Origin of the sequence: Halorubrum californiense DSM 19288 (assembly GCF_000336875.1) — an archaeon.
Lineage (GTDB): Archaea > Halobacteriota > Halobacteria > Halobacteriales > Haloferacaceae > Halorubrum > Halorubrum californiense.
On record NZ_AOJK01000072.1, the window covers coordinates 43135 to 56322 of the forward strand.

Consider the following 13188-nt stretch of genomic DNA (forward strand, 5'->3'; position numbering starts at 1 on the left):
CGTGCCCGGCCGTAAACCGGTTAGCGCGACTCCGGCCGGGCCTCAATCTCGCTCCCGTCCTCCTCCGACTCGCCGGCGTCGTACCGCTCGATGACGTCGTTGATCAGGACGACGTCGCCGACCGCGCGGACCCAGCGGTACGGGACGACGACGCCGGTCGACCCGTCCACCTGTCCGGCGAACAGCTCGTGGTTGAGTTCGGCGAGCGCGAGGCCGGTCACGGCGCGGGCGTCCAAGTCGAGCTGGATGTCTTCGACCTCGCCGACGAAAACGCCGTTGCTCGAGTACACCTCGCGACCGACGAGCGCTGTGATCTCTTCGGGGGCTGCATTCATACACGATACGGTCACGAGCGCGCCTAATAAGCGTTCGTTGTCGAACGACATGCGTCCGACGCCGACGGGCTCCGCATCGCCCCCGTCGCGCTACTTCCGCGGCGCGATCACTTCGATCGGATGCCTCGGGGCGGCGTCCAGCAGGGCGTCGAGCTGCTCGGTACACGACGTGCCGGGCGCGACGACGGTGCGGTCGGTGTCGCCGAACTGCTCGCGCAGCGGCTCGCCGACGTCCACGCTCAGCTCGTAGTAGTCGGTCTTGTAGCCGAACGAGCCGGCCATCCCGCAACACTCCGTGTCGGAGACGCGCACGTCGTAGCCGAGTCGCTCGAAGGTCGCGGTCGCGTACTCGCCCACCCCGACCGTGCGGGCCTGACAGTGCGGGTGGTACGCGATCCGCTTGCCCGACGCCACCGGCCCGGTGCCCTCGCTCGGCGCGCGCAGCGCCGCCGGGTCGGCGCCGTTCTCCAACAGGCCGAAGGCGTACTCCATCGCGTCGTAGCTCGCGTCCGCGAGCCGGTCGTAGGAGTCCTCGGGGAGGAACCGCTCGTACTCGCGGCGGAACGTCGCGAGGTCGCTCGGCTCGATCACGACCACGTCGCGCCCGGCGTCGAGGTGGGGCGCCAGCCCGGCGTAGAGGTCCTCGGTGGCGGCCTCGGCGGTCGCGATCATCCCCTGCGAGAGGGGCGGGCGCCCGCTCCCGGGGAGGTCCGGCACGCGGACGTGGACCCCGAGCGCCTCCAGCGCGCGCACGGTCGCCTTCCCGCGGTCGACGTCGACGTAGTTCGTCGCGGTGTCCGGGTAGACGACGGCCTCGCGGATCGCCTCGGCGGCGGAGACGGCGGGGCCGCCTCGGGCCTCGAACCACTCGACGAGCGACTCGCTCGCGAACGCAGGGAGGTCGCGACGCCGGTCGATTCCGGCGACTCGCTCGGCGAGCGCGCGTAGGGGGCCGGCGTTCGCGAGTCGGTTGGCGACCGGCGCGGTCTTGTGCCCCCACTCCGCGAGCGTGGCGTAGTTGCCGATCAGCCGCGTGGCCAGATCGAGGCCGCCGGGCTCCTCGTCGGGGACCAGCTCCTCGAACGCCCAGTCGAGCTGGCTCGCGTCGGCCTCGCCGCGGTTGATCCGGTCGCGGACCGCGGTGTTGATCCACGGGATGTCGATGCCGACCGGGCACGCCGGCACGCAGCGCGAGCAACCGGTGCAGAGGTCGTTGAACTCGGCCGCGGTGTCGAGTCCCTCGATGCCCGCCTCCCAGCCCGTGGCGATGCCGCCCGAGTACGTTTCGCCGCCGAACGCGTGGCCGCCGACGCTCTGGAAGTTGCCGCAGGCGTTCGAACACGCCGAACACCGGATACAGTACAGCGTCTCCTTCAGCGTCTCGTCGTCGCGCATCGCCAGCCGGCCGTTGTCGATGAGGACGAGGTGGAACTCGCGGTCGTCGGCCGAGTCCGCGGCCAGCGGCGTCTCGTCGTCGTCGAAGTCGGGGACCGGCGAGTCCACGGGCGGCGTGAGCGTCGAGATGTAGGAGGTCACGTCCTGTCCCGTGCCCGACCGGCCGATCAGCTCGACGAACGGGGAGAAGTCCTCGACGGTCGGGACGAGCTTCTCGACGCCCGCGACCGCGACGTGGGTGTCGGTCGCGGTCACCGTCTTCCGGGCGTTCCCCTCGCTGGTGACGAGGAGCATGGTGCCGGAGTCGGCCGCGATGAAGTTCGCACCGGTCATCCCGAGGTCGGCGCCCTCGATCAGCTCGCCGAGCCGTTCGCGGGCGAACATCGTGAGTTCCTCGGCGGTCTCGGGCGGGTCGTCGGGGTCGAACCGCTCGGCGAACAGCTCCGCGATCCCCTCGCGGGACTTGTGGATCGCCGGCGCGACGATGTGGGAAGGCTCCTCGTCGGCCAGCTGGAGCACCCACTCGCCGAGGTCGGTCTCGACGACCTCCACGCCGTCCGCGGCGAGCGCGTCGTTCACCTCGATCTCCTCTGAGGTCATCGACTTCGACTTGACCGCGCGCTCCGCGCCGCGCTCGGCCGCGACCTCGCTGATGTACCGATTGGCGTCGGCCGCGTCGTCGGCGAGGTAGACCGTCCCACCGTTCGTCTCGACAGTCTCTCGAACCTCGTCGATGAGATCGGGGAGCCGCTCGATCGCGTCCTCCTTAATCGCCCGCGCCTCGGCTTTCAGCGCCTCGTAGTCGTCGAGCCGGCCCGTCGACTCGTAGCGTCCCTCGTTGAAGCCGCGGGTGTTCGCCGCGACCGCGTCGCCCTCGGTCGCCAGCAGCTCGCGGATCCGGTCGGCTTTCGTCTCGCGGTCGAGCCCGTCCGCTTCCGCGGTTCCGCTGCCGCCGGTCTCGGCGTCGCTGCTCATCGGTCTCCCTCCGTGTCGGCGGCCGGCTCGTCCGCGGCGGCGGTCCGTTCGTCCGTCGCGTCACCGTCCCCTAACAGCACCACGTGGACCTCCTTCGGCCCGTGCGCGCCGTGGACGAGCCCGCCCATGTCCGCGGTCGCGCTCGGCCCGGTCGCGAACACCACGTCGACCGACTCCTCGCGCGTCCGCGGCCCGAGCCAGTCGAAGGCGTCGGGCATGTCCGGGACGAGGTCGGCCTGGCGGAGGACGACCACGTGGCGGTCGACGAAGAGACTCACCGGCTCCGTGCCGGTCGCGTCCGCCTCCAGCGCGACGCTCCCATACTCGGCGACGCCGAGCGACGCGGCGGTGACGCCGGTGTGGGCCCGGCGTAAGTCGCCGGTCGTCGGATCGGTCTCGACCCGCTCCGGGAGCGTCGCGGGCGAGTCAGCGAGCCCGTCGGGGCCCGAGCGCCCGAGCGGCACCCCGACCGCTGGCTCCCCGGCGGCCGCGTCGACCATGGCCGCGCACTCCGCGGGCGGGCCGGCCGAGACCGCGACGCCGAGGTCGTCGAGTCGACGCGTGAACGTCGACGCGTCTGCGAGTGGCATATTCGTCCCTTCACCGGCCGGCATATGGGTGTTGCGGCGGTTCGCAGTCCCTCGTTGCGCTCGAAGGCGATTTTACCGCCGCCGTCACTCGACCCAGACGGTCTTGCGGTTGACGAACTCCTTGATCCCGGCCTCGGAGAGCTCTCGGCCGTACCCCGAGTCCTTGACGCCGCCGAAGGGGACCCGCGGGTCCGACTTCGTCAGCTGGTTCACGTACACGCAGCCGGCGTCGATCCGGCGCGCCACGCGCTCGCCGCGGTCGCGGTCCTCGGTCCAGACGCTGGCGCCGAGTCCGAACCGCGTGTCGTTCGCCTCGTCGATCGCCGCCTCCTCGTCGGCGACCTCGTACACCGTGGCGACCGGCCCGAACGTCTCCTCGGTGTCGACGGGGCATCCCTTGGGGACGTCGGTCAGAATCGTGGGCGGGTAGAACGCCCCCTCCCGGTCGAGCGGCTCGCCGCCGGTCACGACCGTCGCGCCGGCGTCGACGCTCGCGGAGACCTGCTCGTGGAGCGTCTCCATGAGGTCCGGCCGCGCTTGGGGCCCGATATCGGTCGCCTCGTCGGTCGGATCGCCGACGACGAGTGACTCTATCTCCTCGGTCAAGGCGTCGAGGAACGCGTCGTACACGTCCGTGTGGACCACGAAGCGCTTCGCGGCGATACACGACTGCCCCCCGTTCAGGTTCCGCGCCCAAGCGCCCGTCTCGGCCGCGGCCGCGAGGTCCGCGTCGTCGAGGACGACGAACGGGTCGCTCCCGCCGAGTTCGAGGACCGTCTTCTTGATCTGATCGCCGGCGCTCGCGGCGACCGCGCGCCCGGCAGGGCCGCTCCCGGTCAGCGTCGCCGCCCGGACCCGGTCGTCCGTCAGCAGCTCGTCGACGAGATCCGACGGGATCAGCAGCGACTGGAAGACGTCCTCGGGGTAGCCGGCCTCCTCGAACACCTCCTCGATCGCCAGCGCGCAGCCGGGGACGTTCGACGCGTGCTTGAGGATACCGACGTTCCCGGCCGTGAGGTAGGGCGCGGCGAAGCGGAACACCTGCCAGAACGGGAAGTTCCACGGCATCACTGCCAGCACCGGACCGAGCGGCTCGTGTTCGGTCTTGACCGTCGAACCCGGGGGGCTCGGGTGATGGTCCGCCTCGAGGTACGCGCTCGCGTGTTCCGCGTAGTGGTCGCACACCCACGCGCACTTCTCGACCTCGCCGATCGCCTGCGAGATCGGTTTGCCCATCTCCCGGGTCATCGTCTCGGCGTACTCCCGCTTGTTCCCCCTGAGTACGTCGGCCGCGTTCGAGAGGAGTCGCTCGCGTTCCCGGATCGGACGGGTCCGCCAGTCCTCGAACGCACGCGCCGAACATTCCAGCGCCGCCTCGACGTCGTCCTCGTCGTGTTCGTCGTACGTCTCGACCTCCGTTCCGGTCGCCGGGTTGACCACGTTCATGCGTGTCGTATGTATGTCATGGACCCTCATATTTATATGGAGTGGGATACCACGGATGATCGTTAACAATGGTAACCGGAAACGGAGAAGCCGGAAACAAGTATAACCGGAACGACGATGTGAAGGCTGGTTCGGAAAGCCGAGCGCCGGTCGGACGGCGACGGTTCCTCCAGGCCGCGGGCGCGGGCACGGCGGTCGCGCTCGCCGGCTGCTCGGGCGGGGGCGGCGGCGACGACGGCCCCGTGACGCTCGGCGCCGCGTACATCCTCTCGGGATTCGCGTCGCTGTACGGCGAGGAGGCCGAGCGCGGGATCGAGTTCGCGCAGTCGGAGATCAACGACAACGGCGGCATCGACGGCCGAGAGGTCGAAGTGCTCACCCGCGACACCGAGGCGAGCGGCGACACGGCGATACAGCAGATCCGCAGCCTCGTTCAGGAGGACAACGTCGACGGGCTGTTCGGGCTCGACTCCAGCGGCGTCGCGCAGGCCGTCGCGCCGCAGATCTCGCAGCTCCAGATCCCGTTCATGATCACCCACGCGGCGACGCCGTTCGTCACCTCGCCGCAGGGCGAACACGAGGACTCCGTCGGTAACGAGTACGTGTTCCGCGACTCCAACAGCCTCGCGCAGGACATCTACGGGGCCGCACGCGTCGCCGAAGAGCTCGACGCAACCGAGTGGGCCACCATCGGCCCGGACTACGCGTTCGGGTACGAGACGTGGGACTACTTCCAGGCGTACTGCGACGGGCTCGGCGTCGACGCCGAGTTCACGGCCGAGCAGTTCCCGGCGCTGGCGACGAGCGACTACACGCCGTTCATCAGCTCGATCCTCGACGCCGATCCCGACGCGGTGCTCACCCCGCTGTGGGGCGCCGACCTCACGACGTTCGTCGGGCAGGCCGAGGACGCGGGCTGGTTCGACCAGATCGACCACACGCTGTTCAGCGTCGGGATGGGGACGGACCTCCCGAGCGACGGAAGCCCGCTCCCGGAGGGGGAGTACGCCTCCACGCGGTACGACCCGTTCGTCCCCGACACCGAGACGAACAACTCGTTCCGCGAGGCCTACTACGAGGAGTACGGGACGCTCCCGACGTACAACGCCGAGGGAGCGTACCGCGCGCTCCACCTGTACAAGGAGGCGATCGAGTCGGCCGGGGGCACGGACCCGAGCGCGCTCGTCGACGAGTTCACCGGCATGGAGCACTCGGGCCCGGTCGGCGAGTACCAGTTCAGCGAGACCAACCAGGCGACGGTCGCGTCAATTTGGGGCACCGTCACGTACGACGACGAGTGGGGGAGCAACGTGCTCGACCCCGTGGACCGATACGACGCGGGCCCGGACGTGCTGTCGGAGGCGCTCGGCGACTCCGACCTCCCGACGGGTATCTAACCCGCCGCCACCTCCATGAGCCTTTCATCACTCGTTCCGCTGATCGGTATCTCCGACGTCGTCATCGGGCTGAGCCTCGGCAGTCGGCTCTTCCTGATCGCGGTCGGGCTGAGCCTCATCTTCGGCGTGCTCGGCGTGCTTAACTTCGCGCACGGCGGGTTCTACATGCTCGGCGCGTACGTCACTCTCGCCGTCGTCTCGAACGTCGTCGACAACTTCTGGGTCGCGGCCGTCGTCGGCGCGCTGGCGGTCGGCGTCGTCGGCGCCGCGATCGAGTTCTCGGCGATCCGCCGGCTGTACGAGCGGGCCGACTCGGACCTCGACCAGCTCATCGTCACGTTCGGGTTCGTGCTCGTGATCCACGAGACGGTCCGGTTCGTCTGGGGGTCGGGGTCGTACTCGATCGACCCGCCGGACGTGTTCAACTTCTCCGTGACGTTCGGCGGAAGCACGTTCAACGCGTATCGACTGGCCCTCATCGGGCTTGCCGTCGCGGTGTTGGTGGGGCTGTGGCTGTTCATCACGCGGACGTACTTCGGCTCGCTGGTCCGGGGGACCTCCTCGGACCGCGAGATGGCGGCCATGCTCGGCGTCGACGTGCCACGGCTCTACACCGGGGTGTTCTTCCTCGGGAGCGTGCTGGCCGGGCTCGGCGGCGCGCTCTCGGCGCCGCTCCAGTCGACCAGTCCGGCGCTCGGCGACCAGGTGATCATCGACGCGTTCATCGTCGTCGTCATCGGCGGGCTCGGTTCCATGAGCGGGGCCTTCGTCGGCGCGATGCTCATCGGCATGATGCAGAGCCTCGGCCCGCAGTTCATCAGTGCGGGGAGCATCGCGATCCCCTTCCTCGCGATGGTGATCGTGTTACTGATCCGTCCTGAGGGCCTGTTCGGGGGGATCGGCGAATGAGCGCGACCGACACCGGCGGTCGAGTCAGTCGGTTCGGCTCGGCCGTCGCCGAGGGGTGGACCCGCGAGCGGTTCGGCCTCATCGGCGCCCTCGTACTGGTCCTCGTCGCCTTCGCGCCGCCGTTCCAGGTGTACCTGTTCACCGACTTCCTCGTCGTCGCGCTGTTCGCGCTCGGCTTCAACCTGCTGTACGGCTACACGGGCCTGCTGTCGTTCGGTCACGGCCTGTTCTACGCGGGCGGCGCGTACGGGATCGCGATCGTGTTGCGGGATCTGGGACCGGTGATCGCCGACGTGGTCGGCGCCGGGATCTCGCCGCTCGTCACGTTCCTCGTCGGCGGCGTCGTCGGCCTCGTACTGGTCGTCGCCGTCGCCGTGCCCGTCGGGTGGCTCAGCGTGCGGTTGGAAGAGATCTACTTCGCGCTGATCACGCTCGCGTTCGGGATGCTCGGCTACTCACTCATCATCCAGGACCCGGCCGGACTGACGAACGGGACCGACGGCGTGATCGTCCTGCTCGGCACCGTCGACCTCGGCGGCGTGAGCCTCCGGGTCGGCGGGCGGCGGATCTACTACGCGATCTCGGCCGTCACCGTGGTCGCGGCGACGTACGGGGTGTGGCGCGTCGTCAACTCCCCGTTCGGGACCGTCTGTAAGGCGATCCGCGAGAGCCCAGACCGCGCGGTCGCGCTCGGGATCGACGTCGGCCACCACCGCTGGATGACGTTCATCGTCTCGGCCGCGGTCGTCGGCGTCGCCGGCGTGTTGCGCGCGGGGCTCGCGAGCGTCGCGTCCCCGGGACTCACGCACTGGTCGACGAGCGCGATCGCCGTCATCGCCACCGTGATCGGCGGCGCGACGTACTTCTACGGCCCGATCGTCGGCGCCTTCATCTTCCTGTACATCCGGTGGGCGATTAGCCGCTTCCCGGCGCTCGAAGCGTACTGGGAGCTGTTCTTCGGCGCGCTGCTCATCGCCGTCGTCCTGTTCTTCAAACAGGGCGCCGTCGGCGGCCTCATGCTGATCCGCGACCGCCTGGTCGGGGACGACGCGGACGAACCGAGCGACGACGACGCGCGGACAACTGACGGTGATGGCTCGTGACGACAGTTCTCAAGACTGAAGACCTCCGCAAACGGTTCGGCGAACTGACCGCAGTCGACGACGTCTCCATCGAGATCGACGACGACAAGATCACCAGCATTATCGGCCCGAACGGGGCCGGGAAGACGACGTTCTACAACCTGTTGACCGGCGTGCTCCAGCCGACGTCGGGGTCGATCTGGCTCCGGAGCGAGGGCGGCGGGGAACTCGCCGACGTCACCGACGCGGAGCCGCACGAGGTCGCGCAGGCGGGCCTCTCGCGCTCGTACCAGATAACGAACATTTTCGAGGGGCTCACCGTCCGCGAGAACGTGCGCGTCGCCCGGATCAGCCACGAGGGGACCCGACTCGACTTCCGCTCGCGGGCGACCGCCGACGAGTCGGTGGAGGCCGACATCGAGGAGCTGCTGGACCTCACCGGCCTTACCGACATCGCGGACACGCCCTGCGACACGCTGAGTCACGGCGAGAAGCGGACCGTCGAGATCGCCTTGGCGCTGGCCATCGAGCCGAACGTGTTCCTGCTGGACGAGCCCACCGCGGGGATGAACCCGACGGAGGTCACGGAGATCGTTTCGCTGATCCGAGAGCTCGACGCGGACTTGGACGCGACGTTCGTCGTGACCGAGCACAACATGGACGTGGTCACCGACATCTCCGACCGGATCGTCGTGCTCGCCGAGGGAGCGATCCTCGCGGACGGGTCGCCGGAGGACGTGCTGACGGACGAACGGGTGACCGAAGCGTACCTGGGGAGTGATAGCGTATGACGATACTCACGGTCGACGACATCGACACGTACTACGGGAACAGCCACGTGCTCCACGGCGTCTCGCTGGAGATCGACGAAGGAGAGGTGGTGTCGCTGCTCGGCCGCAACGGCGCGGGGAAGACGACGACGATGCGCTCGATCGTCGGCGCCTCGCCCCCGCGCTCGGGGTCGATCACGTACCGCGGCGAGGAGATAACGGGGCTGTCGTCCGACGAGATCAACGGGCTCGGCATCTCGCTCGTGCCGGAGGACCGCCGGGTGTTCCCCACCCTGACGGTTCAGGAGAACTTCCGGCTGGCGCACAACCTCGCGAGCGACCCGCGGCCGGTCGAGGAGATGTACGAGCTGTTCCCGGTGCTCGACGACCTCCGCGACAGCGACGGCCGGAACCTCAGCGGCGGCGAACAGCAGATGGTCTCGGTCGCCCGCGCGCTCGTCCAGTCGCCGGACGTGCTGCTGCTCGACGAGCCGACCGAGGGGCTCGCGCCGGTGATCGTCGACGACCTCAAGGAGATCGTCCAGACGGTCGTCGACCAGAACGTCACCGTCCTGTTGACCGAACAGAACGTCGACTTCGCCTTCGACCTCGCCGAGCGGGGGTACATCATGGACACCGGCGAGATCGTCTTCGACGGCACCGTCGAGGAGATCCGCGACCGCGAGGACCTCCTCGAAACGTACCTCTCCGTGGGGACGGCGGATGCCTGAGGAGCTCACCCTCCGTCCGTTCTTCTGGCGGGCCACGCGGCTGTTCCCGGAGACGGAGGTGGTCTCGCGCACCCACGACGGGGTCGACCGCTACACCTACGCCGACTTCGGCGACCGCGTCCGGCGGCTCGCGGCCGCGCTCGGTGACTTGGGCGTCGAACCCGGCGACCGCGTCGGGACGCTCGGGTGGAACACCCACCGCCACCTCGAAGCGTACTACGCGGTCCCGCTCTCCGGCGCGCAGCTCCACACGGTGAACCTCCTCCTCCAGGACGACAACGTCGAGTACATCGTCAACGACGCCGCGGACGACGTGCTGATCGTCGACCGCGACGCCGTGGTGATCCTCGACCGCCTCTGGGATCGGATCGACGGCGTCCGCGAGGTCGTCGTCATGGGCGACTCGGTGCCGGAGACGGAGGCAGACCTGCCGCTGTCGGCGTACGAGGCGCTGATCGCGGACGCCGACCCGACCCCGTCGTGGCCGTCGCTCTCCGAGGACGACCCGGCCGGGATGTGTTACACCTCCGGGACGACGGGGAAGCCGAAGGGGGTGGAGTACACCCACAAGATGCTGTACGCCCACGCGATGATGGTGATGACGCCCGCCGCGCTCGACATCGCCGAGGAGGACGTGGTGATGCCGGTCGTCCCCATGTTCCACGTGAACTCCTGGGAGTTCCCGTACGCCGTGACGATGGCGGGCGCGAAGCAGGTGTACCCGGGACCGTCCCCGGACCCCGCCGACCTCGTCGAGCTGATCGAGTCCGAGGGCGTGACGCTCACCGCGGGCGTCCCGACGGTGTGGATCGACGTGCTGGACCACCTGGACGAACACGGCGGCGACCTCTCCTCGCTCGAACGCATCGTCGTCGGCGGGAGCGCGGCGCCCCGGGAAGTTATGCGCCGGTACGAGGACGAACACGACGTGACGATCGAACACGCGTGGGGGATGACCGAGACGATGAGCATCGGGTCGGTCTCCCGGCCGACCTCCGGGACCGCCGCCGGCGACCGCGAGGCGAAACTCGACAAGCGGGCGAAACAGGGGTTACTCTCGCCCGGGCTGGAGATGCGCGTCGTCGGCGACGACGGCGAGCCGATCGCGTGGGACGGCGAGGCGTTCGGCGAACTGCTCGTCCGGGGCCCCACCGTCGTCGGCGAGTACTACAATCGGCCGGAGGCGAACGAGACGGACTTCGTCGCGGCCGACGACGGGGGTGCCCGGTGGCTCCGCACCGGCGACATCGCCACCGTCGACGAGGACGGGTACATCGAGGTCGTCGACCGCGCCAAGGACGTGATCAAGTCCGGCGGGGAGTGGATATCCAGCATCGAGCTGGAGAACGCCCTCATGGCGCACGACGACGTCGCCGAGGCCGTCGTGATCGCGGCGCCGCACGAGCGCTGGCAGGAGCGGCCGCTGGCGTTCGTCGTGCCGAAGGCGGGCCGCGAACTCGACGTGGAGGCGGTTCGTGCGTTCCTCGAAGCCGAGTTCCCGCGCTGGTGGCTCCCGGACGACGTCCGGTTCCGCGAAGAGATTCCGAAGACCGCGACCGGCAAGTTCGACAAGAAGACGCTCCGCGAGACCGTCGACGACCCGGCGCTCCCCTACGCGCCGGGCGACGGGGGTGGCGAATGACGGACGACGACGCGACGCCGGGCGGTACCGAGGGGACGCCGGACGGTTCCGAGGGGGCGCCCGCCGACGCGCTCCCGGACCTCTCGGGGAGGGTCGCGGTCGTGACCGGCGGCGGACGCGGGATCGGCCGCGCGATAACGCTCGGGATGGCCGCGGCGGGGGCGACGGTCGTGCCCTCGGCGCGGACCGCGGCGGAGGTCGAAGCCGTCGCCGAGGAGGCCCGCGACTTGGGCGTCGAGGCGCGCGGGATCACCGCCGACGTGACCGACGACGACGACGTGGACGCGCTGGTCGAGGAGACCGTCGACGCGTTCGGCTCGCTCGACGTCCTCGTCAACAACGCGGGGTTCAACCCCGGGGACGCGCTCGGCGACCCGACGGAGGTCGAGTCGGACGCGGTCAACGGCGTCCTCGACGTGAACCTGCGCGGCTCGTTCCGGACGCTCCGCGCGGCCGGCGAACATCTGCGCGAGGCGGAGGGCAGCGTCGTCAACGTCGCCAGCGTGGCGGGGGAGGTCGGCCTGCCGAAACAGCACCCGTACGTCGCGTCGAAGCACGGCCTCGTCGGGCTGACGAAGAGCGCGGCGATGGACTGGGCGCCGGACGTGCGGGTGAACGCGGTCGCCCCCGGCTACGTCGCGACCGAACTGACCGAGACCCTCCAAGAGAACGAGCGGCTCCGGCAGTCGATCCTGGACCGAACGCCGCTCGACCGCTTCGCAGAGCCGGCGGAGATAGCCGGGCCGGTCGTCTTCCTCGCGAGCGACGCGGCGAGCTTCGTCACCGGCGAGACGCTCGCCGCGGACGGCGGCTGGACGGCGCGGTGAGCCGCCGGCGGGACGCTCGGGGGCTCACAACCGCTCCGTCTCGCCCTCGACGTACGCGAGCGTCCGCGCTGCGAGCTTCGGGACCTGCGTCTCCATCTTCGGATACAGCGGGTCGTCGCTGTCGTCGTTGAGGTGCCGCGCGAGGAACATCTCGCCGAGCCCCGCCATCTTGTACGCCGCGAGCGCCCGGTAGAACCGCTCGTGAGCGAACTCTCGCCCCGTCGCCGCCTCGTAGCGCCCGATCAGCTCCGCGCGGGTCGGGTACCCCTCGCGAGCGGTGAACGTCGACATCAGGTCGGGAATCGCCGGGGCCGGGTCGCCCTCGTCGTACCAGAACAGCAGCAGCCAGCCGAGGTCGGCGAGGGGGTCGCCCAGCGTCGACAGCTCCCAGTCGAAGACGGCGACGACCGCCGGCGGCGTCCCGGGCCCGTACATCACGTTGTCGAGCTTGAAGTCGCCGTCATCCTCGTCGGCGTCCCGCTCGCGNCCTCTCTGACCGACTCCGTCGTCTCGAAGGCCCACTCCAGTTGATTCGTCCACCGCTCGACCTGCCGGGCCGTGTACCCCTCCGGGCGGCCGAACTCGCCGAGCCCGACCGCCTCGTAGTCGACCGCGTGGATCGCCGCCAGCGTGTCGACGAGTTCGGTTCCGAGCCGGTCTCGCGCGGCCGGGTCCGCGAACCGCGCCGGCTCGCCGTCGCGCAACACGTCGCCGTCGGCGCGCTCCATGACGTAGAAGTCGCTGCCGAGGACCGCGGGGTCGTCGCAGGCACGCAGCGTCCGCGGGACCGGAACGCCGGTGTCGCCGAGCGCGTCGACGACGCGGTGTTCGCGGAGCACGTCGTGGGCCGTGTCGGCCGTCTCGCCGGGCGGCGGTCGCCGGATCACCAGTTCGCGGTCGCCCCACGTGACGAACAGCGTCTCGTTGGAGTGGCCCTCGGCGTGTCGCTCGACGTCGAACGCGTCCGCCGGGCCGAACTCGGCGGCGAGGTACGCGCGGAGCGCGTCGGCGTCGACCAGCCGGTCGACGTAGTCGGTCACGGCCGGCCTGCCCCCGTTCGACCCGCCCGGACGGCCGCGGCGGGAGACC

The 13188-nt window shown here is 70.0% G+C and carries 11 protein-coding genes and 1 pseudogene; 7 read left to right on the forward strand and 5 right to left on the reverse strand.

Annotation, left to right across the window (positions count from 1 at the left end; all coding sequences use genetic code 11):
- Positions 1–20 precede the first annotated feature (20 nt).
- The 4 genes from C463_RS14750 to C463_RS14765 all read right to left on the reverse strand — a co-directional run bounded on the left by C463_RS14750 (position 21) and on the right by C463_RS14765 (position 4741).
- Positions 21–335 carry a PRC-barrel domain-containing protein gene (locus C463_RS14750; protein ID WP_049906008.1) on the reverse strand — a complete coding sequence of 105 codons (315 nt, stop codon included), beginning with the start codon at positions 333–335 and terminating at the stop codon, positions 21–23.
- Positions 336–425: 90 nt separating this feature from the next.
- Positions 426–2705, reverse strand: coding sequence for an LUD domain-containing protein (locus C463_RS14755; protein WP_008445258.1), 2280 nt, complete (start codon positions 2703–2705; stop codon positions 426–428).
- Positions 2702–3295 carry an LUD domain-containing protein gene (locus C463_RS14760; protein WP_008445260.1) on the reverse strand — a complete coding sequence of 198 codons (594 nt, stop codon included), beginning with the start codon at positions 3293–3295 and terminating at the stop codon, positions 2702–2704. The genes C463_RS14755 and C463_RS14760 overlap by 4 nt, the downstream gene beginning before the upstream one ends.
- A gap of 84 nt (positions 3296–3379) precedes the next feature.
- Positions 3380–4741 carry an NAD-dependent succinate-semialdehyde dehydrogenase gene (locus tag C463_RS14765; RefSeq protein ID WP_008445261.1) on the reverse strand — a complete coding sequence of 454 codons (1362 nt, stop codon included), beginning with the start codon at positions 4739–4741 and terminating at the stop codon, positions 3380–3382.
- Positions 4742–4809: 68 nt separating this feature from the next.
- On the opposite strand from C463_RS14765, the gene C463_RS14770 reads away from it, so the two are divergent.
- From C463_RS14770 to C463_RS14800, 7 genes are read left to right on the forward strand one after another with little or no spacing between them, the layout of a single operon-like run.
- Positions 4810–6138: an ABC transporter substrate-binding protein gene (locus C463_RS14770; protein WP_008445272.1), complete on the forward strand. Its 1329-nt coding sequence runs from the start codon at positions 4810–4812 to the stop codon at positions 6136–6138.
- Between the two features lie 15 nt (positions 6139–6153).
- The gene (locus tag C463_RS14775) at positions 6154–7047 is read left to right on the forward strand and encodes a branched-chain amino acid ABC transporter permease (RefSeq protein WP_008445274.1); all 894 of its coding nucleotides are present in this window, start codon (positions 6154–6156) and stop codon (positions 7045–7047) included.
- The gene (locus C463_RS14780; protein WP_008445276.1) at positions 7044–8150 is read left to right on the forward strand and encodes a branched-chain amino acid ABC transporter permease; all 1107 of its coding nucleotides are present in this window, start codon (positions 7044–7046) and stop codon (positions 8148–8150) included. Before C463_RS14775 ends, C463_RS14780 begins: the two co-directional genes overlap by 4 nt.
- The gene (locus C463_RS14785) at positions 8147–8920 is read left to right on the forward strand and encodes an ABC transporter ATP-binding protein (protein ID WP_008445278.1); all 774 of its coding nucleotides are present in this window, start codon (positions 8147–8149) and stop codon (positions 8918–8920) included. Before C463_RS14780 ends, C463_RS14785 begins: the two co-directional genes overlap by 4 nt.
- A complete protein-coding gene (locus C463_RS14790) occupies positions 8917–9630 on the forward strand; it encodes an ABC transporter ATP-binding protein (protein WP_008445280.1) in 714 nt (237 codons plus the stop codon). The genes C463_RS14785 and C463_RS14790 overlap by 4 nt, the downstream gene beginning before the upstream one ends.
- Positions 9623–11272, forward strand: coding sequence for a long-chain fatty acid--CoA ligase (locus C463_RS14795; protein ID WP_008445282.1), 1650 nt, complete (start codon positions 9623–9625; stop codon positions 11270–11272). The genes C463_RS14790 and C463_RS14795 overlap by 8 nt, the downstream gene beginning before the upstream one ends.
- Positions 11269–12099 (forward strand): SDR family NAD(P)-dependent oxidoreductase, encoded by an 831-nt coding sequence (locus tag C463_RS14800; protein WP_008445284.1) that lies wholly within the window; start codon positions 11269–11271, stop codon positions 12097–12099. The genes C463_RS14795 and C463_RS14800 overlap by 4 nt, the downstream gene beginning before the upstream one ends.
- A 24-nt stretch (positions 12100–12123) precedes the next feature.
- On the opposite strand, the pseudogene C463_RS14805 reads toward C463_RS14800, so the two are convergent.
- Positions 12124–13139: pseudogene (locus C463_RS14805) on the reverse strand (phosphotransferase family protein).
- Between the last annotated feature and the right edge of the window lie 49 nt (positions 13140–13188).